Genomic DNA, 24,726 nt, shown 5'->3' with positions numbered 1-24,726 from the left:
GCATGCGCCCGCGCGGCGAACGCCGGGCCGGATCGGCAACGCGAGACCGGCGGCGCAGACTAGTTCAGCGACGATTCGCTCAACGTCACCGGGCGCAGGCCCTGCGACGCCGCCGCATCGAACGACAACCGCGTGAAGCTCGTCTCGCGCACTTCGCCCAGCAGCCGGTTCCAGTCGTCGATCGACACGAGCAGCGCGATCGGCCGGTTGTACTTGGTGACCATCACCAGCGCCTCGCCCGCGTGCCGCAGCGCCTTCGACGGATTGCTGCTGAAGTCGCGCGTCGCCATCGCGATCGTGCGCAGGCTGAACACGTTCGCGGCCGGATCGTCGCCGTCGTCGTGCATCAGGCGCTCGAGCGTCGCCGCGCGCAGCAACGCTTGCGACTTCGCGGAGAGCCGGCTGTCGCGGCGGCGCCGCCGCTCGCTGCGCGGGTCGACGTGCGCGGCTAGCATGTGCACGATCTGGCCGAGCGTCGTCGCGGGCAACCGGTCGTAACGCGCCCACCAGTCCGGCGGCAGCGCGATCATCATCCCCGCATAGGTGGCCATCACGCCGTCGGCGATCAGCGACGGCAGGCGCGCGACGTCACGCGCATCGAGATCGAGCGCGCCGCCGACGACGCGCGTCATCACGCTGAACGCGTTGTAGGCAAACGCGGCGATCCCGCTCGCCAGCAGCGCCGCGCGCGCAGGCACGGCGCCGAACGGCGTGGCGCCCGCGACAGGCTCGAGCGCCAGCGGTAACGCGTCGCGCCAGCGCCGGCGCGACAGTGCCACGACCTGCGGCGCGTCGAACCGCTCGGCCGGCAGATCGGTCAGCAGCGTGACGATCTCGCCGGGCGCGTCGGCGCCGTGCCATTCGATCCGCCGCAACGCGCCCGACACGCCGCCTTCGCCGGCCATCCCGACCGATTGTTCGCGAACGCGCCCGGCGCCGAACACGCCGGCATCCCGCCAGTCGCCAAGCGGCCGGCATGCCGCCGAACAGCCGTATTCGCGCAGCACGAACGCGCCGCCGCGGCGCGGCCAGCCGGACAGGATCGCGTCCGTATCGAAGCGTCCGTCGACGATCCACAGCTCGCCGGGCCGGACCGTTTCAAGCAGCGCGCCGACGAACGCGCGCTCGTGCGACCGGCCGCGCTCGCACGGCAGCAGGTCGACGATCATCCCGAGCTCCGGATCGTAGACCGGCAGGACGCGCGCACCGCCCGCCGCCGCATCGCGCGCCGGGTCGTCGCACGCCCGCCCGCAATCGCAACCGTCGGCCCGCGGTGCGCAGGCCCCGGCGGCCCCATCCAGCACGCGCAGCCGCATCCCGTCGACCGCACGCGCACCGTCGACGTTGCGCACCGACGCGACCGGCAGCAGCAGCTCGACGCTGTCCCTGGCCAGCGCCCGCCCCCAGCCGGGCCGCCAGCGGCTCATGCAATCGTGCAGCGCCGTCACGGCCGCACCCGGCCCCGGCGCGGCGGCGGGGGCGGCGTCCGGCCCGCGCTGCCACGCGGCAATCGTCGCGATCGCGTCGACGGCAGCGGCAAACAGCGCCTCGCGGATCGACTCGCCGTCGGGTTCGTCGCGAGCGCCCGCGTCAGCGCCGACCCAGTCGTCGTGCAGCGCGCATTGCAGCACGAGCCGCGCCATGATCGTCATCGGGCTCTGCTCGACGAAGCGTTCCACGATCGTGCGCATCATCGGGCGACCCCACGCTGCGGGATCGATCGCACGGGCCGCCGCAACCGCATTCGCACTTGACGGCGCGCGATCGACCCCGCAGCATCGTGGGCGACCCGATCCGCGCGACGACGCGCCGTCGCGACGGTCCGCCCGCAATCGATGCACGAGGCACCGGCATGTACGTAGACCCCCGCGTGGCGCACGGCCGCGCCCGGTTCGACCTGAGCGGCTCCCCGCGGCTCGTCGCCGACGAGCGCCGCTGGGAGATCAGCGACGTCGTCACGCGCGGCCTCGACGACTTCAAGGGCGTGCGCAATCGCCGTAACCTGCTGCGGTTGCTCGAACGCCAGATCGCGCCGAAACTCGTGCGCCTCGGGCTCGAACCGTACGTCGGCGCGCTCGGTCGTGCGGAAGGGTTGTTCGTCCATTTCTCGACGATGAGCGTCGAGCACGGCTTGCGCGAATTCCAGCTGCAATTGACGGTGCCCGACCTCGTGCTGCGCAGCTTCGCGTCGAACGTGATCCGGCCGCACGCGGTCGCGCGCTGCATGCAGCGCAACGGCGTGATGTCGCTGGCGGAAATCGAGCACGAGACGCGCATCGCGTTCGTCGCGGCGCGCGCGATGCGCGCGCTCGCCCTCGCGGAGGGCTGGCAACAGATCGGCGTGCCGACGCCGCACGGGCTGTTCGCGGGCACGCTGACCGACGGGAACGACGTCGCGATGAACACCTATTTCCGGCCCGGCGACAATGACCGACCGTCGCGCTGGAGCGGCTTCTCCGCGCTCTTCTCGACGATGCCGGACTGGCGCCCGGAACAGGTCCGGCGCGGCGGCGAACTGCTGCAATGGATGGTCAACCATATCGTGGCCCTGCAAGAATCCGCACCGTTCGTCGAACGCTTTCCGTTTCTGCGCGAGCCGCTGCGCGACGCCGACGATCCGCTCGACGCCGCCTGGATCGGCGCACGCGCCGACCCGCGAGCGTGAACGGCGATCCGGGCGCCCATTCCGGCTCCCGGATCCCGTCTCCGCCTCTCGGCCCCGCTGCACGACCCCCTCGCTCTCTCGTATACAAGGTCGAAGCGGGCACGCCTAACCCGCAGACTTTCTTGCGACGCACGTGCGCCGGGGCCGGGTCCGTTCACGTCAATAACGCACGTGCGCCGGCCCTAATGCGCGCGCGTCGGCCCACGAGGCCCAGCAGGCCCGCCCGGCTCGCCGGATTCCTGCCGACCGACCGTCTCCAGCACGGCCCACATCCAGATCAGCTCGCGCACCGTGCGTGCGTGCTCGTCGCTCTGCGCGCGCCAGCGCCCGAAAGCGTCTCGTTCCTGTCCGGTCATATCGCCGGCGCGCAGCCACAGCAGCCAGCGCACCGCGCCCTCGCGGATTGCGTCGGCACGCGTGTCCGCGTCGCCGGAATCCATATCCCGCTGCGATTCGTTCATGATCACGCCACCGCCCGAAGCTCATTCGACACACTTTCCCCGCTCCGCGCATCACCGCGCGGCCGGGGCGCTTGCCACCCACGCCTCGGGTCCGACGACGCCCCGCCAGGCCATCGCGAACGACAGCCCGACGTTTGCCGGCCCTCATGGATAAAGTCGTATCGACGGGCCGTAACCCGCAGCGCGGGCCGCCCCGCGGGCGAACGGGCCGCCTGGCGAAAACGAGGAAGAAGGAAGGACAGCAGACGACGCGGGAAGCCGCGTCAGCTCAGCAGCACGATGTTGCCGGGCAAGCGCGTGATGTGCGCGCCGTACAGGCTGCCGACCATGTCGATCACGTCGTCGAGCCGCGTGATCGGGAACTGCGCCTGCATCCGGTTCGCGCCGAGCGACGCGCTACGCAGAATGACCTTGCCGCGCCGGTAGCGGTTGATCTCGTCGACGACGTCCGACAGCGGCACGCCGTTGAACACCAGCATGCCGCGCCGCCACGCGCTGACGGCGACCGGATCGATTCGCGACACCGGCTGCACGCCGCGATCGTCGTAGACGACCTGATCGTCGGCGTTCAGCGTACGCGCGCCGCGCGGATGCTCGAGCGCGACCGTGCCGGACAGGCAGGTCACGCAGACCTGCGTGCCCGTGCGCCGCACGTTGAAGCGCGCGACCGTCGCCCGCATGCGGCCGCCGCCCGCGATCACGGTGACGGGCTGGATCGGCGTCGCGCGGCCGGCCGGCGGTGCGACCGCGTCGATCTCGGCCTCGCCGGCGACCACTTCGACGCCATGCGCGGCATCGCCCGCGGGCAGCACGTCGAGACGCGTCTGCGTATTGAGTTCGACCGTCACGCGCGACGACAGCGCGACGCTGCGCTGCTCGCCGGTGCCCGTGTGGTAGTCGGCCGCGATGTCGCCAAGCGACGGCCACAGTTGCATCGGCGGCCGCACCGCGAGCCAAGACGCGCCGGCCGCGACCGCGAAGCCGAGGAACGCGCGGCGCCCGGTGCGCATCGTGCGCTCGCGCTTGGCAACCTCTGCCCAGGCCGCCGCCGCGCGCTCCTCGTGCGCGAGCTCGGTCGCCGCCGTACGCAGCGCGCCCCACGTGTCGCGCAGCAGATCGGCGGCTTGCGGACGATCGGCACACCAGCGTTCGAACGCATCGGCTTCGGCCTGGCCCGCTTCTCCCGAGCGCAGACGCAGCAGCCACGCACTCGCTTCGTCGAGTTCGTCGTGGGCAGGGTGGGCCTGGGCTTTCGTCATCGTCCGGATGCTCAAAATTTGCGCGGGCCGCCTCGCGTGCCCGTGTACGAATCGCCGTCTTCCTGCATGCGCTGCAGGCAGTACTTCATCGCCGCGCTCAGCTCGCTTTCGACGAGCCGCAGCGAGATACCGAAATGCTCGGCGATCTCGCGGTTCAGCAGGCCGTCCACGCGAGCGGCCAGCAGGATCGCGCGGCGCCGCGGCGGCAGGCCGCGCAGCACGTCCTTCAGCGTCTCGACCTTGCGGCGCGCCGCGACGATGCGCTCGGGATCGGCGAGTTCGTCGGGCATTTCCATCAGCGTCTCGACGTCGTCGTCATGCAGGTGCCGCCGTTCGCGCCGATGCTGGTCGATCGCGACATTGTTCGCCATCCCGAGTATATAGGCGTCCGCGTTCGTCACTTGCGTGGAGACGTTCGCGTTCTCGAGGCGCAGCCAGGTTTCGTGCAGCGCGTCGGCGGCGCCGTCCTTCGACCCCGTCACGCGTTCGAGCCGCCTGACCAGGTACGCGTAGCGCGTCGCCAGCAGATGCCTGAGCCCGGAGCGGTTGCTGTCGGACATGGCGGCCTAGCCCCGAACGGCCGGCTGCGGCGCCGGGCAACGGAAATGCACGCCGTTGCCGGCCGGGCGCAGCAGGATCGTGACCGGCTGCGGCAGGTCCGCCGGCGGCCCGTCGTCCAGCTTCAGCGCGCGCAGCGCGCGCATCACCGCCGCGTCGCGGGCGGCCGAACCGCTCGATGCCACCATGTTGACCGCCACCACCGCCCCCCTGTTGTCGATGCGCACCTGCGCGACGAGTCGATAGCTGCCCGGCACGGCTGCCGGCTGCGCGCACAGCGCATCGATCAGATGCGCCTGCAGCAGGCCCGCGAACGCGCGCCGCTCGCCGGAATCGCCGATCCCGTCGATCGGCAGCGCCGGGTCCGCCGGCGTGTCGGCCGCCGCGGGCGGCGTCTCGGCGGCCGGCTGCGCGACGATGATCGCTTCGTCCGGACGCGAGAATGCCGCACGCAACCCCGTTCCGCCCAGCATCCGCTCGAGCGCGTCGCGCGGCGCGAAATCGCCCTGGACCGGCGCGCTCGTGCGCCCGTCGAGCAACGGCGCCGGTGCGAGCACGATCAGCTCGGTAAGCCGCGCGAAATCCTGCAACGCCTTCGCGAGCGGCTGCGCGGGCAGATCGAAATGCACCGCGCTGCCCGGCTGACGGCCGATGGAACCGGTCTCCTGCGCGTGCGCGCCGCGCATGCACAGCACGGCGAACGCGAGCCACGCGACGAGCGCCAGGACACCGGTCGGCGCCCGTGAACGAGTCATGAATCCCTGGACGGAAGTGGAGTTGCACGCCGCGTGCCGAAGCACACGCCCCCGTGAGCGGCTCCGTCGCAAGCGAACGACCGATTGTGCGCGGGCACTGTGACAGTCAGGTGAAGCATGCCGCGGCGCGATTCGATCCGGACGCGTTCGCCCGTCGCGTTCGCGCCCGGCGTCAAACGTCGCTCAAGGCCGGCGCACGACGAAGTTGCCGATGCCCGTGCCGACCACGGCCATCCGCACGTCGCCGGACCACAACGTGATCGTCACCGGCACGTCGATGCTTTCGCTGCCGAGCACCACGCGCGACGGCACGTCGCCGCCGCCGGTGTAGCGCACCGACACGCCCGTTACCTCGGCGCCCCAGCGGCGTGCACGATAGAGATCGTCGGTCATCGGCGCCCAGCCGCCGCTTTCGGTGCGCTGCACGAAGCGATAGCCGCCGCCGACCGGCTGCCATGCGATCGGCGTCGAGCGCACCTGCGCTTCGTCGCCGGCCGATTCGAGCAGGTTCGCGAGACGCTGCGCCTCCTCCGCCAGATCGGTGCGGCGATTGCGCGACGGCGCGAGCGTCACGACCGCGACCAGCAGCCCGACGATCACGAGCACGACGAGCATCTCCAGCAGCGTGAAGCCGCGTTGCGCGCCGCGACGCGTGTATCGACACGACCGGCCGGCGTACGACGTTCGCGTTTCGTTGAGGCCCGTCATCATGCATTCACCCTCGCGGCAAAGAATGGAAAACGTCTTCCGTCCATCGCATCGACTTGTCGCCATGAAACCGCTCGACCTGCTTCGCATCGTGCCGTCCCGCGCCGATCTCGTGCCGCTCGCGGCGACGTTCGCCGCCGCCGCAGCGCTCGCCGCCGTGTCGCTGTGGGCCGTGCGTGTACTGAGCGCCGCCGATGCGCCGGTCGCGGCGCTTGCACCGCCGCCCGCGCCGATCGACGTGGCGGCCGGCGCACGGCTGTTCGGCGCGAAACCCGACGACGGCCGCGATGCCATTCAGTTGCTCGGCGTGCTCGCGTTCGATGCGCGCCGCGCGGCGGCGATCGTCAGCATCGGCGGCGAGGCATCGCGCGTCGTGTCGCTCGGCGCGGCGCTCGGCGAAGCCGCGAAGCTCGTCGAGGTGCGCGCGCGTTCGATCGTCGTCGATCGCAACGGGATGCAACGCGAGATCGCGCTGCCCGCCGCGGAGAAGGCCAACGCGTTCGTGCGCTGAGCCGCGCATCACTGCACCATGTTGTTCAGCTCGATGATCGGCATCATCACCGCGAGCACGATCACGAGCACCACGCCGCCCATCGCGAGGATCAACAGCGGTTCGAGCAGGCTCGTCAGGAACATCGTGCGGCGTTCCAGCTCGCGCGACTCGCCTTCGGATGCGCGATCGAGCATCGTCGTCACGTCGCCCGTCGCCTCGCCCGAGCGGATCAGGTGCACGAGCACCGGCGGAAACGTCTTCGTGTGCGCCAGCGCGCGTGACAGCGCGGAGCCTTCGCGCACGCGGACGATCGCGTCGTCGACGTTCGCGCGCATCGCACGGTTCGACAACGTCTCGCCGGCCGCTTGCAACGCGCGCAGGATCGGCACGCCGGCCGCGGTGAGAATGCCGAGCGTGCTCGCGAAGCGCACCGTGTTGTAGCCGCGCACGAGTTTGCCGGCGAGCGGCGCGGTCAGCACCCACGCGTCGAACCTGAGCCGCGGCGCGTCGCGCGACAGCACCTTGCGGATCGCATAGACGATCGCGACCGTCGCCGCAAGCGACGCCCACCACCAGTGCCGCACGAAGTCCGACAGCGCGAGCATCACGACCGTCAGCGTCGGCAGTTGCTGCTTCGTGCTGGTAAACACGTTGGCCACTTGCGGCACCACGTAGCTCAACAGGAACGTGACGATGCCGAACGCGATCAGCGTGACAATGCCCGGGTACGTGAACGCGAGCAGGATCTTTTGTTTCAGCGCGTTGCTCTGTTCGATGTAGTCGGCCAGGCGCGACAGCACGATGCCGAGCTTGCCCGTGTGCTCGCCGGCCGCGACGAGCGCGCGGTAGATCTCCGGAAAATCGCGCGGATGCTGGCTCAACGCATTCGCGAACGAATGGCCGCCGACGATTTCCGCGCGGATCGACGCCATCAGCTCGCGCACGTATTCGCGCTCGGCCTGCTCGCTCAGCACCGACAGCGATTCGTCGAGCGGCAGGCCTGCGACGAGCAGGCTCGCGAGCTGGCGCGTGATGATCGCCTGCTCGCGCTGCGACAGCTTGCGGCCGAGCGACAAGCGTTGATGGCGCTCGCCGTGCAGGCGCTGCGCGGCGAGTTCGACGACGAGCGGCGTGAGCCCCTGCGTGCGCAGATGGCTGCGGCCGGCGCGCGCACTGTCGGCTTCGAGCACGCCTTTCAGCGTGCGGCCGGTGGGATCGATCGCTTCGTAGCGGAATGCCGACATGCCGATGTTCTCCTGTCACGTGCGCGACTGCTTCCGATGACGTCGCGCAGCTTGCCGGACAGAGTCGCCGGGGGAAGACTACGGAGCGAACCAGCGCAGATTTGTGACGGATGTTGGGCTACCTTTTTTGGCGGGTCTTATTACCCGGGTCGTTATTCTTATAACGTAAAAACGATTTCAATCTTATCCAACCAATTAATCGTCGTTATTTTAAATACCCGCACCCGCCACCAACCTTCCATTTACAGATTCTCGCCAAAAGCGAGATAAATACATCAAAACGGAAGATATTCATCGACGTGCAGAATGTTCCGTAACATCCGCCACGAAACCGCCTTGAAGTTGGGATAGCACTGCGCGGGCCCGCGTGCTGCATCAACAGCTTCCATCAAGCCTCACGCGGGCTTCCGCGCACGACCCACCGAACGATTTCGGCTAAATCCCAGTATCTGGACACTCCGGCTTGTGCCGAATGACGCGCCGCCCCGCACTTTATCAATTCGAATAACGCAATGACTTTCCCGATAAAAATGTTACGCACCATTCGTTATGAAAAATTCACACGCGTCATTCGGATTTCCACCTACATTTACCCGGCGGTCCATAAGCATTCCAACCGCAACAGCAGGGGTTCCCGTTTATCTTCGTTCAAGGAAATTTCTCATGAAATCCAGCAAGCGCAAGATCTGTCAAGTCCTCGCTCTCGTTGTTTCCGGTCTGGGCGCGGCGGCCGCGATGGCCTCGCCGAACGTTCAAGGCGGCGGCTCGTCGCTCGTCGCTCCGACCATCGGCGCGATCGGCAACACCGCGACCGAAATCGGCTTGTTCGGCACCGCCGAAGGCTCGTTCACGTATTACTCGGTCGGCTCGGGCGCCGGCCAGAACGCATTCCTGAACAACCAGCCGACGTACTTCGGCTCGACGGTCACGGGCACGGTTCACTTCGCGAACAGCGATGCGGCGCTGTCGACCGCCCAGCTCACGTCGTACAAGGCCGGCCTCGGCGCGACCAACGGCCCGCTGATCCAGATCCCGTACATCGTCACGCCGATCACGATTCCGGTCGTCAACGGCCCGGCCGTGACGAGCACCACGACGCCGCAAACGACGCCGGGTCAAGCGCACAGCATCGCGTTGAACGACGACGATCTGTGCGGCGTGTTCTCGGGCAAGCTGACGAACTGGAACCAGGTCACCAATCCGGAAACGGGCTCGGTCTATACGCTGAACGCGCCGATCACCGTCGTCTACCGTTCGGACAGCAGCGGCACGACCGAACTGCTGACCCGCCACCTGGTCGCCGTCTGCACGACCGCCAACACCGCCCCGGGCGTCACGTTCGCCGATTCGACGACCTTCACGGCGTCGTTCCCGACCGGCTTCCCGTCGGGCTCGCATTTCGTCGGGGCTTCGGGTAGCGGCGGCGTGCGCAACCAGCTGGTGACGTACGCCACGACGACGTCGACCACGACGGCCGCAGTCGCCTATCTGAGCCCGGATTACACGAACACGTACCTCGCGCCGCAGAGCACGGTCACGACGTCGGCCAGCGCAACGCAACTGCCGGTGGCGAGCCTCCGGAACGCGACGAACGGCACGTACTATGCACCGACGTACGCGAACGCATCGACGGCGCTGAGTGGGTTCGCACCGCCCACGACCAAGCTGACCGCCTCCAACCAGGCAAACTGGGTGCCCAACGCGGGCAAGCCGGCATCGGGCTATCCGGTTTCCGGCACCAGCCAGATCATCCTGAGCCAGTGCTACGCCGATTCGAACGTCAAGACGGCCGTGCATGACTTCCTGAACAGCCACTACACGAGCGCCAGCTTCGCGTCGATCGTTCACGGCAACGGCTTCGACACGGTTCCGTCGAACTACCAGACGGCCATCTCGAACGACTTCCTGAGCAACGCGAGCACGTTCAATCTCGACATCGGGAACGCGAGCGTCTGTACGGGTACGGTGGTCGGTCGTTAAGCGATCTTCGGGCTGATTTCTGACCGACACGACTGCGCCCTTGGGAAACCAAGGGTGCATTTTTTTCAATCGTCAGTCGCATACCTGAATTGGCCGGAAGTTCGCTTTGATGTGAATTTACCTTGGGTCTTCGATTTATCGCATAAACCAATGCAATTCGGCCGTGTCAGCAGGATTCACATTTGTCTCCACTCAAGGAAATTCTCATGAAATTTAGCAAGCGCAAGATCTGTCAAGTTCTCGCTCTTCTCATTTCGGGCATGAGCGCCACGGCCGCGGTGGCTGCGAGCCCGCTCGTTCAAGGCGGTGGTTCGATACTCGTCGCGCCGATGATCGGTGCGATCGGCAACACCACGACCGAAATCGGCCTGTTCGGTACCGCCGAAGCAACGTTCACGTACTATTCGGCCGGCCAGATCGCCGGCCAGATCGCGTTCCTAAACAATCAGCCGGCAAGACTCAGCGCGAATCTCACAGGCACGGTCGATTTCGGGAACAGCGACGTATCTCTGTCGACAGCCGGAATCGCGTCGTACCTGGCTGGGCTCGGCACGACTAACGGCCCGCTGATCCAGATTCCGTACATCGTTATACCAATCGCGATTTCGCTCGTCAACGGCCCAGCCGTGACCAGCACGACGACACCACAAACGACGCCGAATCAGGCACACAGCATCGCGCTGAACGACGATGATCTCTGCGGCATCTTCTCAGGCAAGCTCGCGGACTGGAACCAGGTGACCAACCCCGAAACAGGTTTGGCCTACGCCCTGAACGCTCCGATCACGGTTATCTATCCTCCCTTCGGTCCTGAAGACAGGCGGTTGTCCCGGCACCTGGCAGCCGTCTGTACGCCGTCCAATACCGCTTCGGGCGTCACATTCGCCGAGACGGGATCGTTGGCGGCTTTGTTCCCGAAGGGCGTCCCAGCCAATTTCGTAGGCGCAACCGATGTGCGCAGCGCCCTTTTGTCATCCTCGGGCGCTGCGGTCGCGTACCTGAGCCCGGATTATACGAACACGTACCTGGCTCCGTTGAGCACGATCGCGACAGCGTCGGGCGCGGGGCAACTGTCGGTGGCAAGCCTCGTGAACACGATCGACGGAAAGTACTACGCGCCGACGTACGCGAATGCAGCAACGGCTCTCGGTACCGCTGCGGCGCCGAACAATAAGACTGCCGCTTCCGACCCGGTAGCCTGGGTGCCGAACATCGGCAATCCGGCCGCTGGCTATCCGGTTGTCGGCACGAGCCAGATCGTCCTGAGCCAGTGCTACAAGGATCCCAACGTCAAGACGGCGCTGCATGACTTCCTGAGCGACCACTACACGAACGCCAGCTTCGCATCAATCGTTCACGGCAACGGTTTCGGCACGATTCCATCGAACTTCCAGACGGCCATTTCGAACGACTTCCTGAGCAACGCGAGCGGCTACAACCTCGACATCGGCAACGCGAGCGTCTGTACGGGTACGGTGGTCGGTCGTTAAGTCCATCTGACGGCGGATGCTCCGCCGTTAATTCTGCCGCGCCCCTGGATCGTCAAGGGCGCGGTTTTTTGTTTACTCGTCCAGTTAGTGCCGGCTTTCGCGTCGCCAGCATCACGAAACTGTCTTCACAACACAATATAAAAACGCGAGCTACCGATCGAACCGACAGCTCGCGTCAACTTCACCACTCGTCAGATTTTGCCTAACCGCCCACGCTCATCCGCAGTCAACGTCGCACGCTGCGTCGGCCCCACCTGACCGAATCCGAGTACCGACACCGCATTCGACGAATCGTAGCCGACCTGCTGCTTGTGCTTCTTCGCACCCTCTCCGCCCGCATCGCCAAATCCTTCGACCTGCACCGAAATCGTCCAGCGCCGAGCCGCGCCACCAGACGCGCTGTTCTTCGCAATGTCCTGCGCAACTTGCGTCGCGGCCGACGCAGCCGCGCTTGCGGCCGTCAACGCCCCCGTATTCACCGCCTGCATGAGCGGGATACCGGTCGCCTTGCCCGTCACCTGAATGTTGTCCGCGTTCACGACACGGAGCGCTGCGACGTTCAGGTTGCCCGCGCGAATCCCGGCATCGCCCGCATCGACCGTACCGCGCGGCGCAATCAAGTTGATCGTGCCCGGCGGCACGCCCGGCACGCTCTGCAGCGTCGCGATGCCGGCACCGGTCACCTGCCCGCGCGCATCGACCGTGCAATAGTGGTTCGCATCGCACAGATACTGCGGCGCGGGCGTATCGGCCGACGACTTCGCGCCCTTGCCGGCGTTGATGTCGCCGTTCGAGCTCCAGATCGTCATGTCGCCGCCCTGCTCGGTGAAGATCCGGCTCTGCGCGAGCAGCACACTGCGATCCGTGAAGATATTCACGTCGCCCTTCTCAAGCGTCAGGATACCCATCGATCCGGGGCCCACGATCACGTTTCCTCGCTCATCGACGATCTGCGGCGGCGCGGACGTGCTCCCCACCAACGCCTGCCCCCCCGGGCCGAAAATCGACACGTTGCCACCCTGCTGCGTCTGGATGGTCGTGCTGCGCATGTCCAGATCGCCGGTGTCGACCAGTTTGTTCGCACCATTACTGCCGCCGCCGAGACTGTTCGCCGTGTAGCCCAGCGAAGCGGGGAACAGCGTATTGAGCGCCTGATAGCCTCTGGCGTATTTCTGGAAATACGGGCTCGCGGGATTGTTGTAGTCCTCCCCAACCCGGGCCAGCACGTTGAACAGCACCTGCTCGGCAAAAAGCTGCTGGACATACTGCGGAAGCATCTCGAACTTCGACCACGCTTGCGCCGCGCTCAGCGGTGCGATCGTCGGCTGATCCTTCACCAGCCCTGTATCGACCACTTGGCCCGCCTCGTACTGCTGCACGAACGCGATGAGGGCGGGCGCCGTGCTCGATACCCCTGCCACGGAACTCGCCGGATCGATATAGGTCGAGACGAACGTCGATGTGTCGATACCCGGCCCCACGCCGAACAAGACATTAATGTTCGCACTCTCATGCGGCAGGTTCGGATTGTTTGCATTGCCGATCGCATCGATGCCGGTCAGAACGCTGGCACTCTTGATCTGACTCTGGTTCGTCAACGGCCCGATATTCCGGCCCGCCTCGATATCGAACGTGCCGGGACCACCCAGCACCAGCGCAGGAACGACAGCGTTCACGGTCCCCGCGAACGCCGTATCGTAGAGGTCGCGCCCGGCCACGATGCGAGTCACATCGGACTTTCGGAGGTTTTGCCCCTGGAAAGCGAGATTGACGATGTCTTGCCCGGCCTGGATGAACGCCGGCTTGTCGATCGAAATGGGAACAAGTTTGTCGTAAAAGCCGGTCGTCTGCAGCACCCCGTCGACGATGTCACCATTCAGGCTATAGATGCGCGCTGGCACGGTGTCGTCCCCATGCAGCGCGCCGGAGGCATGAGCGGCAAGCGTCTTCTCGGTCAAAAGCGGAACGTTGACACGAGGGTTCGTCGGTGACGGCATCGACGAAGGATCTGTATCGAGCATTCCGAAAACCGGACCGGCACCCGCTGTCGCACTGCTCGCCAGGCCATTGACGCTGGAAATGTTAATCGACTGGTCCGCGATCAAGCTCAGATTGCCCGACGGAGATGGAGTGAGTTCTCCGCTGGACGCCACCGTGATACCACCGGTGAACGCGGTCAGGTTCAGCGAGGCCGGCAACACGAACGACATGTCGTTGCGTCCGGGAGAGATATCGGAAGCGCCGCCCCCAATCATGTCGATCCCGTTCAGCGTCCCGATCGCCACATCGCCTGTCGTCGACACGATATTGACAGCCGAATGCGGCGAATAGCCTTGCGCATCCGCGTATTGACCATAGGCGTTCAACAGTGCGCTACTTTGCGCGTACGACGGGTTCAACACACGTCCGATGCTCGCGCCTTGACGGGCGCTCGCATCGAAAACACCGTCCTGTGTCGCAAGCAGCGTGTCCAGCACAACCGGCGGTTGTCCGACGAGCGTCGACGGCACCGCGATGTCCGAGCCGATCTTGCCGCCTGCGGTGATCGAACCACTTCCCTTCGCGACGAAATAGCCGCCGCTCAGAATGTCGCCGCCGGCGTGTACCGTCAGGTTGCCGCCTCCAACGGTATTCACCGTCGGATGATCCGTATTGGCCGCGGTCAAATACCACGTCGTCGGCAACGATACGGACAGGTCGGAAATGTTCCCGCCAGCCGACACGGATATGTTGCCGCCCGAACTCAGCACGCCTTGATCGAAAGCACCGAAATTGATCGACGTTCGAACGGTCTGCGTCACGGGAAAAGTTGCACCGACTGTTCCCGTCGGGTTGCCGACCTGCATCCACTGCCACCAGAATTGACTGATGTCGCTGCCTTGCGTCCCGGTCACGGCTCCCGTCGCATCCGTCAGGCGCTCGGCACCGACGATGTTCCCTTGTGCATGAATCGTGATGTCACCGGCGGAATCCGGGTTCACGGCCGGCGTCACCAGAATGTCCTGCTTGCCTGTCCATGAGGGATGCACGATCGCGACATCGCTGCCCTGCGCAGGCATTCCGGCGGCCGGAGCGCCCGCCGTGTAAATGACACCGGGGACAACCATCACGGTCGGATCGTTCGCAGGCGTTGAACCTGCATCGAACAGTGCGATGTCTTTCGCGGACGCTACATCGATCGATCCGGTACCGGTGCGGATCGCTGTCGGTGCAAGTAATGCCAAACCGTTGGCATCCACGTAAGCGGTGTGACCGTCGAAAGTCACGTTTCCGCTGCCCGTCGATTTCGTTGAAGCCGACGCGGCCGTTACGGTCAGCGGATTCGTGCTATCGAGATCCGCGCCTGCAACTACCCGGAACGAAGCACTCGTCCCGCCGGCCAATGAAGCGGATTGAAGCGGGATGGGATTCGCCGCGGTAGCAACCGGCGCCGGTGTATTGTCGGTGACGGCCGGCAAGCTGATGGTCGATGTTGTGATCACTGCGACCGGTTGAACAGCCGGCGGGGTAACCGTGTCCACCAATACAAAGTTACCGCCATTATTTTTCCAGTATTGAGCCGCCGTCAAAAGATACGTCTTGTACTGATTCAGATAAATCAGATATGAACTGGGATTAACCGCTTGCTCTGAAGCAGATGGTGCAATCGGAGCCGTAAAAATTGGCACGACTTTCCCGGTACCGCGAAAACTGCTGATAATGTTGATGTTGTCATAATTCGCATTCCAACTGCTGACCATCGAAGTAATCGTCGGATTGGGTGCAGTTAAGAAATTTGCATACGCCGTATACAATGCATAGTACTCCGCTATTTCTTCCGGGGTTCCGCCAGTCGGCTGACCAGGCCCAAAAGCCAGATTTTGATTGGATCCGAATCCGTTAGCGCCGAAGTAGTCAAGGCCAAACCCTGGCCCCAAATACGCGTAAGCTCCGGACGGCGTGGAGTAAAGCGACTGCGCCGCACCTAATGTCGACAACGCCGGCACCGGAATCGTCCCGCCACCACCGAGCGGATTCGCGATCTGGAAGAACCCGTCCGTCAGGCTCGCCTTGACCTTCACGTTGTTCTCGGCGCGCAGCGTCACGACCGGCGCCTCGCCGTTGAAGCGGAACGCAAGATCGGTCGGCGACGTACCCGCACCCAGGTTCCAGTTCGTCAGCACCTGAATGTCGCCGCCGTTGATCGCCGGGCCCGGATTGTCGAGCTCGATGCCCGGCACCACGTGGACGTTCGCGACGTTCTTCCCCGCGAACGGATCCACCAGCGCATCGAGCCCATGCTGCACGAAGCCCATCAGCGTACCGGGCGTCGTCGCGGTCGCGCCACCACTCTGATAGCCGTAGAACGTCTGGTGATCGGCATTTGCCGCGCCCGGCGCGAAGTACGTGCCGTTCATCCCGTCGAAACCGATCGACGCCACACCGTTGCGCAGTTGCGCCTGATCGCCGGCGCTGCCCGTCAGCACCACTTGCGCGCCGGTCGAGTTGTTCGTCAGCGTGCCGCCGCCATCGCCGCTCGCATTCGGCGTGAAGCTGAACGTTACGCCGCTCGTGCCCTGTGCCGCGAACGTACCGGCGACCAGATGTCCATTGCCGTCATACCAGCCCGCTGGATCGATGATGCCGTCGAAGTGCTGCGCATGCGTCGTCGCATCCGTCGTACTCCATACCGCATAGGCCTCGAGCGTCGTCGCGCGCGACCCGACGATGCCCTTGCCGGCGTTGAACGCGGCCGGCGGATTGACGTTGACGCCGCCATCCGCGAGCAGCGGCGCGCGAAAATTCACCGTCCCGCCCGAGAGCCCACCGGCCGTGCCGCCCGACACGTCGATCAGCGCATTTGCGCCCAACGTGATCGCCCCCGCGTTCGCACGCGCGACGTTCTCGTAGCCGTAGGTCGCGTTGTAGGGATTCGCGACGGTCGGATCGAATACCGCGCTGGTGCCGATATCGACCTTGCCGCCGCGTTGGTTCGGATCGGCGCCGCGCGCGAGCAGCGTGCCTTCGAGGTCCACGCCGTTGCGGCCATACAGGTCGATCTCGCCGCCCGCCTTGCCCGATGCGTCGATCGTGCCGAACACGTTCACGTGACCGTTCGCGGTGTCGGCCGCGTTGCCCGCACCGCCGTCCGCCGTCAACGACACAGTGCGCGCCGACAGCGTATTGCCCGGCGACAGCGTCAGGTTGCCCGTTTTCGTCCGAATCTCGATCGCCCCGTTCACGCCGCTCGATGCCAGTGTCTTCGCGAGCGCGTCCAGGTCCGCCGCACCGCCGGTATCGAGCGACAGCGAACCGCCCGCGTAGCCGCTCGCCGCGCTACCCTTGAGCGCACCATTCAGGTTCACGAGCTGCTGCGGCGCCGACAGCGTCAGGTTCCCCGCCGCACCGCCACCGCTCGCCCCCGAAAAGTCGAGCGTCGAACCGGATTGCACATCGACCGTGCCCGCGTCGGCCAGCAGCGTGATCGCACCGGCCGGCGCGTATTGCGTCACGTCGAAGAACTGCTTCGACACACCGGCCGAACTCACCGTCGACCCGCTGCCGATCGTCAGATTGCCGCTGGTCGCCTCCAGGCTCACGTTGCCCGCCGGCGCTGCAATCGTCGCGCCGTTGTCGGCGATCGTGCCACCGATAAAGCGCCACACTCCTCCGACCGGCGTCTTCGTCGGCGCCGTGCCGGACGCGCCGTTCAGCGTCAGCGTACCGGCCGTCTTCACGGTCGAGGCCGAACCCGTATCGGCGAAATACACCGGTGCACCGAGCGTCACCGGTAGCGTACCGAAATCGAACGTACCCGTGCCCTGACCGACGATGCCGCCGGTCGCATTCATCGCCGCCGCGCCAAAGCCGCTCAGCGTCTTCGTACCGGTACCGAAGTCGATCTCCTTCGCGTTGACCGTCAGCGTGCCGTTGCCCTGGGCGGCCACGCCGTTCGGCGCCCCCGTTTCGTTCGTGAACGCGATCTGCTGGGCATTCAGCGTCACATGGCCGCCGTCGCTCGTGAAGGTGCCCGCGCTGAGGTCCACGCCATTACCGAACGTCGCGTTCACGTCGCCGACGAAACCGATCGCGCCGTAACTGCGCAGCGTCACCTGCTGCGCGTTCGCGAACTGCGCCAGCCCGGCCGGATCGATCACGAAACCCGGCAGGCTCGCCGCCGCACCACCGCTTGCGTTCGTGAACGTGATCGCGGACCCGTCCGCCGTGATGGCCCTGGCCGACAGCACCGCGGACGGATCGACCTTCAGATCGCCGGATGAATCCAGCATCAACGCCTGGCCGCCCGCGAGCGTCGCGCCCGCACCGACCGTCAGCAAGCCCGTGCCCGTTCCGCCGGTGCGCGTCAGCGGCGCCATCGCGCCGTTGGACACGCGCAGCAGCGCGCCGTCGCCCGCAATCGCGAGTGGCTGATCCTTCGCCGCCGGATAGTCGCCCTGCGCGGCGATCGATGCGCCTGCATCGACACGCAAGCCGTTCGCCGCGTTCGAATCGGTACCGCTGCCGTCGGCCTTCGTGACCAGCAGAATCTCCGGCCCCTTCAGCACCGTGCTCGTATCGTTCGACACGACGACGCTGTTCGCGATCGGCGTGATCGCGACGCCTCGCGTCGTCGCCGCGCGCGTGCCGCCGATCAGCAGGCTGCCCGCGGTCAGCGAGTCGAGATCGTTCGCGGCGATCTGCAGATAGCCGGCCAGCCCGGCACTGCCGTTACCTGTGATCTGAATGTCCTGCGATGCGATATCCACTTCCGCCGGCGCGCCTCCCGTGCCGGCGGCCGCATTCAGCGTCGCGCCGAGCGTGAGCGCCTTCGTCGCTGCCAGCACCAGTTGGCCACCGTCCAGCGGCAACGGCGGCGTCACGGCTCCCTTCTTCGCCGCCTGCGCGGCAAAGAAGCTGTTCGCGCCCGTCAGCGTGTACTGCGAGTATTGCTGCCACACACTGTTCGACTGCACGTTGAACAGCGTCGGCGTCGCGCTGCGGCCGCCCGTCAGCGCGTCGGCGAAATAGCCGGCCGTCACCACCGTACCGTCCTGCAACACCTGGCTCGCGCCTGGCACGAGATTGCCGGCCGTGTTCGACACCGTGATGCGATACGCGCCCGGAACCGTCGCGTACTTGCCCGGCAGCAGCGTGTAATAGCCGGCCGCCAGCCCCGGCACGCCCGACAAGTACACGGCCTTGCCGACCCCATCGCTCATGCCGGCCTGACCGATGCCGAGCGTCGCCGTCGCGGTCGTCGCCGTGCCGTTCCCATTGGTCGACGGCTGAAGCGTCTGCGCGAACGTCGGGTCATAGGCGGCAACGGGCGACTGCGCGCCCGGGACGATCGCATACACGTTGCCGGCCCCGGCATTGACCGGCACCGCCGTCCCGCCCTTGCCGCTTGCATAGCTCGTGTTGTATTGCGACAGCACGTCACGCGTGCCCCCCGTGCCCGGTACCCATTCGGCTGCCTGCAGATCGCCGCCGCCCGACAGGTCGATCGTCGCGCCCTTGTCGAGCGCGACGTTGCCGGCGTTCACGCCGACGTATTTCGCGGGCGGCGCGGCCAGGTCGGCGACCGTGTTATTGCCCGCCAACGGGTTGAATTGCCATTCGACACCGTCGACCGTCGTGCCATACGGAATGATCGCGCCGTCGTTCGAGACCGACGTCACACTGCCATTCGCGAACCTGACCGAGTCCGTCGCGACGAGCGGCAGGCCGTTGAACTGCGCCTGCGCCGTACTGCCGGTCGGATCGCCGACGCCGAACACGAGCGAACCCGACGGCGCGCGCAAGGTGCCGCCCTGCACGATATCGGTCGCATCGACGAGCAGCGTGCCGCCGGCCGACAGCGGCGTGCTGGACGGGCCGTTCGACGCAAATGTAATCGTCGTCGGAACGCGTTTGCCGGTACTCGGATCGTTCGGCCCGACGGCGTCGACGATGAACGTGCTGCCGGTCGACGGGTAGAGATCCGCCGCCTTGAAGGTCAGATCGCCCGCGGTATAGAGGATGCCCGGCGCCACGAGAGCGCTCGACGACGAGTAGGAAGCGTTCGTCGAGCCGACGCGAATATCCCCGCTGCTCGTGAAGTTCGCCTGCCCGAAGTTGATGAGCTGGAGCTGGTTGTTCAAGTCGATGAACGACGCGTTCACGTTCAGTCTCGCATCGGAAACCGTCGTGGAAGCGAACGACGGCGATGGCGACTGCGACGTCAGCGTCGGTCCATTCAACGCGACGTACGGCGCATCGATGTCGACCGTCGCGCCGGCCGAATGCAGCGGCGACTGCGCGAGCAGCGTCGAAAGCGCTGTCGAGGGTGCCGAAAGAAGCGTGGTGAGCTGGCCCATGCCGATTGCGGCAATCCGGCCGGAATTCAGCGTCACCGACTCGGGCAAGCTCAGATCCACGTTCCCGGCGAACGCGATCGGCGGCGCCAGCGGCGCCGTGCTGCCCAACACCAGATTCGCGATGCCGGAACGCTCGAGCCGGTCGGCGGCGAACTGAATGATGCCGGTCGGCTGGCCGATCGGCAGGCCGGTCGTCCGATCGATTGCCGCCGTAAAGCGCTGCCCCGCTGCCAGCGCCACCGGCGTCAGTTCTCCGCTCTGCCGGATGACAAGCGCAGTCTCCCCGCCGACGCCTCTGTTCGGTTGCGGCAAAATCGTCAGCGTGCCGCCCCGCGCGCGCTCACCGCCCGCGTGAGCAGCCAGGGTCGCATCGGCAAAGAGACCGTACCCGGCCGACAGCGTGATCGAACCCGCGTCGCTCCACACAGGCTGCGACGCGTACGTGCCGTTCGGCTGCAACTGATCGAAGTGGGTCGACGCGCCCGATACGTCGATCTTCGAGCCCGCCTGGGCAACCACATACCCCGCGTCGCTGGACAGCGTGACGGAACCACCGGGCAGCACCTTGCCGGTGTCCGGCACGACGGTCGCCGCACCGTTCTTGACTGGCGCGGCGAGCGGATTCGCGAGAGCAGTGCCCGACACGTCGAGCGTCGCAGCCGAGCCCAGCCAGACCGAGCGGCTGTCGCTCGGCACGAATATGCCGTACTGCCCCGTCTGCGCGAACGTACCGCCTGAATCCGCACTCAGCGTGATCGCGCCGCCAGGCGCGACGATCGAGCCCAGCACCGTTACCTGCGTCGGTGAACCGAAGCCGACGGCTGCACCGGCATCCGCATGAATCGACGCGCCGGACGACAACGTAACGGCCCCCGTCACGCCGGGATACGAAGGTGCGGTATTCGCCGACGTGATCCATGACGTGTAGTTGCCACCGGTCAATACGAGACTCGTGGGTTGTCGGTGATAGTCGTCGAGACGGCCCGACGTCGTCAGGCCCGACGTCGACACGTTGGCACCCGTGGCGGTTTGCACAAGTGCAGGCACGTCTGGAATCAGATCTCGATGCGTCAGCGCGACCGTCGCGCCGGGCGCCACTGTCGCGTCGTAATACGCATTCAACACGTACTTGCCGAATCCCTGCTGCGCGAAAAAGCGCTCCGGCAGATAGACATCCCAAGGGGCGGCATCCTTTGGATCGCCGCCGATCCTGAAGCCGAGTGCCTGCAACGCCAACGTGCCGCCGCCCGAAAAACCATCACCGAGAATCGTCCCCCCGAGCGCGATCGTGCCATTGGTGGGCTGTGTGGTCGGCATGACCGGACCGCTGTCGCCGGTATGACCGAACTGCCGGGTAACAGGCGCGGCGTAGGTAGACAGCGATATGTTGCCACCACGCCCGACCGGAACGCCGTTCTGCATCAACAACTGGCCGTTCGCCAGCAGTTCTCCGCCGCTCGATACGTCGAGCACGCTACCGGGACGCAGCAAAATCGATCCCGTCGCGTCCGTGATGCCATCGCTCGAGTTTCCGACTGTCTGCTCGCCGGTCGACAACGCAATGCTGCCGCCATTGATGAACTGGCTATTGCCCGGCTTCGTGCCGGGCGCTGCCTGCACATCGTTGTTGACCCATTGGCCGGCGGCACTGATGGCCCCTCGCGGCCCGACGACGATACTCCCGCCGCTCGCGATCGAAATCGTGCCCGACGGTACGATCAGCTTGCCGGCCACATTGACATCCGCACCGAGGGGCGCGCTGCTGAGCGAAACGGAACCACCCGGTTGCAATGCCAGCTGCGTGCCCTCCGACACGACGATTCCCTTGCCGCCCGCCTTGTCCTCGGTCACGTTCAGGTTCGCGAAGCCGCCGTTGTTCAGCGTCGCGACCGGCACCACCGTGTTCGCCAGCACGTTGCGCGGATCCGTTGCCGGCAACGCCTGCAGCGTCTTCTGGTCGAGCGGCGTGTCGATCGAGAACCCCGGCGCGATCTCGTCGAGCAGCGGCGCGCTATTCTGAAGCGTCACGAGGCCGACCGTACCGGATCCGGTTTCGCGGCTGTTCGACGTCAGGTCGACCAGCGCCGTGCCGCCAAGCTTCGGATCGGCACCGAGGTTGAACGTCCCGCCGGTCGGCAGGCTGTTGCCCTGCATCTGCCTGGCGCCGCCGAACGCCTGCGCGCTGACCTCGCCGTCAAGCACCGTGGATTGCGTCGCGTAAACGTCGAGCGTGCCCGCGTTGCCGCCGACGATGTAATCCGGCTCGTAGACACCGCCGACGATCGAACCCGGCACGGCAATGCCGCCCGCCTGCAGCGGGTTGTACCAGGACTTCGTCACGCCCCAGCGGGGATGGGATTCGGTGAACTGGCCGGCAATGCCGACGTAGGTGTCGTACGGGCTCGCCTGACCGATCGGCACGATTGCGCCGTTCGCGTCGACGAGCCGCGTGGTGCTCACCATCCCGCCGTCGTAATGCACATAGCCGCCGTTCAGGTTCATCGACGAACCCGTCGCCGTCATCACTTCGTTGCCGGAAAGCGTGATCGTGCCGCCGTTCGTGAGCAACTGATCGACCGTACGCGGAATCAGGTTGACGTAACCGGACAAGTTGAGGATCGGGCTCCCGACCCACTGCACGCCGTCGCTCCGGGTGCCGGTCAGCGTACTGTCGAACACGACGTTCTTGAGCCCGAACAGGAATCCGTTGCGCAGCAGCGGAGAATCCGCGAGCTCGTTCTGGCCGATCCGGTCGACCGTCACGAGGGTTTGTGAAATCGGCAATTCGACGTTCGCGAGTCCCGACACGTCGATCGTCGCGCCGCTGTCCAGATAGATCCGGCCCGGCACGGCGGTCTGCCCCGCCGGTGCCGTGGCGCCCGACGTGGACGGTGTCAGCGCCGCCACGGACACGGTCGAGCCCGGCGCCTCGATCAACGAGCCGCCCTGGAACCAGACGGAACCGGCGGTCATGCCGATGCTGCCAGGCGTGAAGGTCGCGCCGGGCGTGGACGGCGTCGTCTGGCCATTGCCGTCCGGCATCACCGTCGTCACCGAATCCGGACCGAAACTCAGCAGGCCCGCGCGATGCGCGTCGTTACCGCCATCGCCTTGGCTCGCGCCGCCGGTCACCTTACCCAGTCCGAGGTACGCAGCGCCCGTCGGGTTGTTCGAACTGTACTCGTCGACCGTCGAGATCGTGATCGTGCCCGGCACGTTGACGCTCGTCGTCACGCCGACGACGCCGTTCTGCGCGACGCGGCTCCCCAGCAGATTCACGTGGCCGCGCGCCGCTTCGACGATACCGGTATTGGTCAGCGTGCCCGCCGGCGTGATGTCGGTCGTCTGGCCGTTCGCCCCCAGCAACACGATCTGCCCGCTCAGTTCAGGAAGCAGAACCTGCGGATTCGCATGACTGAGCGCGTTCGGCCGCAGGCTCACGCCTACGCCAGCCGCCAGCACCACCTGCCCGTCCGTCGCCTTGATGTGCCCCGCGTTCGTGACGTTCGGCGCGGCGATCATCACGAAGCCGCCATCGCTGACGTTGCCGTTCGCGTGCGTGGTAATCGATGCGCCCTGTTCGATGGTAACGTCGCCCCAAGGCTGGTACTGGCTCGCGGACGTGAGATTGACCTGATTGCCGAGACCGAGCACCTCGTTGGGAACGTAGGACGAACCGGTCACCCCGGTCGAACTGCCCGACTCCGGATACGCGAGCCCGCCCGTCGTCCCCGCCGGCAGACTCAGGAACTGCTTGTTGCTCGCGACGATCCCCGCGGCATCCTGTGCAAGCGTGCTGTCCGTCACAACCGGAACCCTGTTGACCATGGCCTGGTTGTAATTGTTCATGTTCAGCACGTCGAGCGACGACGCCACCAGCGAATGCACGTTCACCTGCGACCCGGCGCCGAACAGCACGCCGTTCCGGTTGATCACGTACACCGCGCCCTGCGCGGTGATGTTCCCGAGAATCTGGCTCGGCCGCCCGCTCGGATCGTTGATTCGGTTCAGCACGGCCCAGTTGTTCGCGCCGTTCGTCTGCGTGCCGCCCGACTGGTCGAAGTTCAGCGTGGTCTGCCGGCCGACGTTCATCGTCTCCCACGTCAGCACCGCGTTCTGCCCGGTCTGCTTGACATCGACGTTCACGTGGCCGTTCGCGTCGGTATTCTGCGTCGGCGCGTTCGCGTTGAACCACAGCACCGGATTGTTCGTATCGCCCGACGCGCCCGCCGCCACCTGCAGCCCGCCCGGCGCCAGCCCGTTCGGCACGGTCGACGGCAGCTTCGCCGCGGCCGCCGCCGCATTCTGCTGCGCGGCGATCTGTGCGGCGATCGCGTGCGCGGCATAGCCGAGGTTGCGGATCGACGGCTGGCTCGCCTGCAGCGCCTGCTGCGGCGACACGCCGAGATTCGGCACGCCCGGCGTGCCGGCGCCGCCGCCCGCGCCGCCGCCGGACACGCGCGCGGTCGCTTGCCCGAGGTTCGTGATGCCCGCCGCATGCGCATGCGCGGACACGCCCGCCGCGAGCATCAGCACGACCGCCCGGTAAAGCGGGTTCAGCTCCGATTTCAGGACCGACCGCGAGGCCGTTGCGCGAAGTTGCCGTTCCGTACGTGCGCGTGCTGCCATTCTTGCCACTCCGATGCTAGGAATTTGCACGCGGCGCCGGGCCGGCACCGCGCATGTCGTTGCGCCCGAAACGGGCCGCTGGAATCCGAAGACCATACGAAGCGCGCATGGCAGCGACGTGGCGACTGTTACGGACCATTCGGGCCGC

General features: G+C 66.3%; 12 protein-coding genes. 4 read left to right on the top strand and 8 right to left on the bottom strand.

The features are described from left to right. Positions 1-59: 59 nt before the first annotated feature. Positions 60-1,694: a transposase gene (locus tag HWX62_RS22540; protein ID WP_175932539.1), complete on the bottom strand. Its 1,635-nt coding sequence runs from the start codon at positions 1,692-1,694 to the stop codon at positions 60-62. A gap of 158 nt (positions 1,695-1,852) precedes the next feature. On the opposite strand from HWX62_RS22540, the gene HWX62_RS22535 reads away from it, so the two are divergent. Further along, on the top strand, positions 1,853-2,665 hold the full coding sequence (locus HWX62_RS22535; protein WP_175932538.1) for a hypothetical protein: 813 nt from the start codon (positions 1,853-1,855) through the stop codon (positions 2,663-2,665). A gap of 182 nt (positions 2,666-2,847) precedes the next feature. Here HWX62_RS22535 and HWX62_RS22530 read toward each other — a convergent pair whose 3' ends face one another. The 5 genes from HWX62_RS22530 to gspH form a co-directional block, all read right to left on the bottom strand. After that, a complete protein-coding gene (locus tag HWX62_RS22530) occupies positions 2,848-3,126 on the bottom strand; it encodes a DUF4880 domain-containing protein (protein WP_175932537.1) in 279 nt (92 codons plus the stop codon). 263 nt (positions 3,127-3,389) lie between these two features. Continuing rightward, entirely contained in the window at positions 3,390-4,385 is a 996-nt protein-coding gene (locus tag HWX62_RS22525; RefSeq protein ID WP_175932536.1) for a FecR domain-containing protein, read from the bottom strand. An 11-nt stretch (positions 4,386-4,396) separates the two neighbouring features. Next, complete coding sequence (locus tag HWX62_RS22520) at positions 4,397-4,945, bottom strand: RNA polymerase sigma factor (protein ID WP_175932535.1); 549 nt, start codon at positions 4,943-4,945, stop codon at positions 4,397-4,399. 6 nt (positions 4,946-4,951) lie between these two features. Next, positions 4,952-5,698, bottom strand: a complete 747-nt coding sequence (locus HWX62_RS22515) for a TonB C-terminal domain-containing protein (protein ID WP_175932534.1) — start codon at positions 5,696-5,698, stop codon at positions 4,952-4,954. A 183-nt stretch (positions 5,699-5,881) separates the two neighbouring features. Next, a complete protein-coding gene (gspH, locus tag HWX62_RS22510; protein WP_175932533.1) occupies positions 5,882-6,409 on the bottom strand; it encodes a type II secretion system minor pseudopilin GspH in 528 nt (175 codons plus the stop codon). 61 nt (positions 6,410-6,470) lie between these two features. On the opposite strand from gspH, the gene HWX62_RS22505 reads away from it, so the two are divergent. Beyond that, on the top strand, positions 6,471-6,917 hold the full coding sequence (locus tag HWX62_RS22505) for a general secretion pathway protein GspC (protein ID WP_175932532.1): 447 nt from the start codon (positions 6,471-6,473) through the stop codon (positions 6,915-6,917). An 8-nt stretch (positions 6,918-6,925) separates the two neighbouring features. Here the strand turns inward: HWX62_RS22505 and gspF are convergent, their stop codons facing one another. Then, complete coding sequence (gspF, locus tag HWX62_RS22500) at positions 6,926-8,143, bottom strand: type II secretion system inner membrane protein GspF (RefSeq protein ID WP_175932531.1); 1,218 nt, start codon at positions 8,141-8,143, stop codon at positions 6,926-6,928. 663 nt (positions 8,144-8,806) lie between these two features. On the opposite strand from gspF, the gene HWX62_RS22495 reads away from it, so the two are divergent. Then, the gene (locus HWX62_RS22495; RefSeq protein ID WP_175932530.1) at positions 8,807-10,123 is read left to right on the top strand and encodes a substrate-binding domain-containing protein; all 1,317 of its coding nucleotides are present in this window, start codon (positions 8,807-8,809) and stop codon (positions 10,121-10,123) included. 206 nt (positions 10,124-10,329) lie between these two features. Continuing rightward, entirely contained in the window at positions 10,330-11,613 is a 1,284-nt protein-coding gene (locus HWX62_RS22490) for a substrate-binding domain-containing protein (RefSeq protein ID WP_175932529.1), read from the top strand. A gap of 191 nt (positions 11,614-11,804) precedes the next feature. On the opposite strand, the gene HWX62_RS22485 is transcribed toward HWX62_RS22490, so the two are convergent. After that, complete coding sequence (locus tag HWX62_RS22485) at positions 11,805-24,479, bottom strand: filamentous haemagglutinin family protein (protein ID WP_244136084.1); 12,675 nt, start codon at positions 24,477-24,479, stop codon at positions 11,805-11,807. Positions 24,480-24,726: the final 247 nt, after the last annotated feature.

The sequence above is a fragment of the Burkholderia sp. BCC0506 genome (genome assembly GCF_902833145.1).
Lineage (GTDB): Bacteria > Pseudomonadota > Gammaproteobacteria > Burkholderiales > Burkholderiaceae > Burkholderia.
The sequence above is the reverse complement of the archived record's forward strand: the minus strand, read 5'-3'. Positions and strand labels throughout refer to the sequence as shown.

What these genes read in the sequence shown, in the direction of transcription:
- HWX62_RS22540 (WP_175932539.1), bottom strand. Translation starts at nt 1,694, where the DNA reads ATGATGCGCACGATCGTGGAACGCTTCGTCGAGCAGAGCCCGATGACG.
- HWX62_RS22535 (WP_175932538.1), top strand. Translation starts at nt 1,853, where the DNA reads ATGTACGTAGACCCCCGCGTGGCGCACGGCCGCGCCCGGTTCGACCTG.
- HWX62_RS22530 (WP_175932537.1), bottom strand. Translation starts at nt 3,126, where the DNA reads ATGAACGAATCGCAGCGGGATATGGATTCCGGCGACGCGGACACGCGT.
- HWX62_RS22525 (WP_175932536.1), bottom strand. Translation starts at nt 4,385, where the DNA reads ATGACGAAAGCCCAGGCCCACCCTGCCCACGACGAACTCGACGAAGCG.
- HWX62_RS22520 (WP_175932535.1), bottom strand. Translation starts at nt 4,945, where the DNA reads ATGTCCGACAGCAACCGCTCCGGGCTCAGGCATCTGCTGGCGACGCGC.
- HWX62_RS22515 (WP_175932534.1), bottom strand. Translation starts at nt 5,698, where the DNA reads ATGACTCGTTCACGGGCGCCGACCGGTGTCCTGGCGCTCGTCGCGTGG.
- gspH (WP_175932533.1), bottom strand. Translation starts at nt 6,409, where the DNA reads ATGATGACGGGCCTCAACGAAACGCGAACGTCGTACGCCGGCCGGTCG.
- HWX62_RS22505 (WP_175932532.1), top strand. Translation starts at nt 6,471, where the DNA reads ATGAAACCGCTCGACCTGCTTCGCATCGTGCCGTCCCGCGCCGATCTC.
- gspF (WP_175932531.1), bottom strand. Translation starts at nt 8,143, where the DNA reads ATGTCGGCATTCCGCTACGAAGCGATCGATCCCACCGGCCGCACGCTG.
- HWX62_RS22495 (WP_175932530.1), top strand. Translation starts at nt 8,807, where the DNA reads ATGAAATCCAGCAAGCGCAAGATCTGTCAAGTCCTCGCTCTCGTTGTT.
- HWX62_RS22490 (WP_175932529.1), top strand. Translation starts at nt 10,330, where the DNA reads ATGAAATTTAGCAAGCGCAAGATCTGTCAAGTTCTCGCTCTTCTCATT.
- HWX62_RS22485 (WP_244136084.1), bottom strand. Translation starts at nt 24,479, where the DNA reads ATGCTCGCGGCGGGCGTGTCCGCGCATGCGCATGCGGCGGGCATCACG.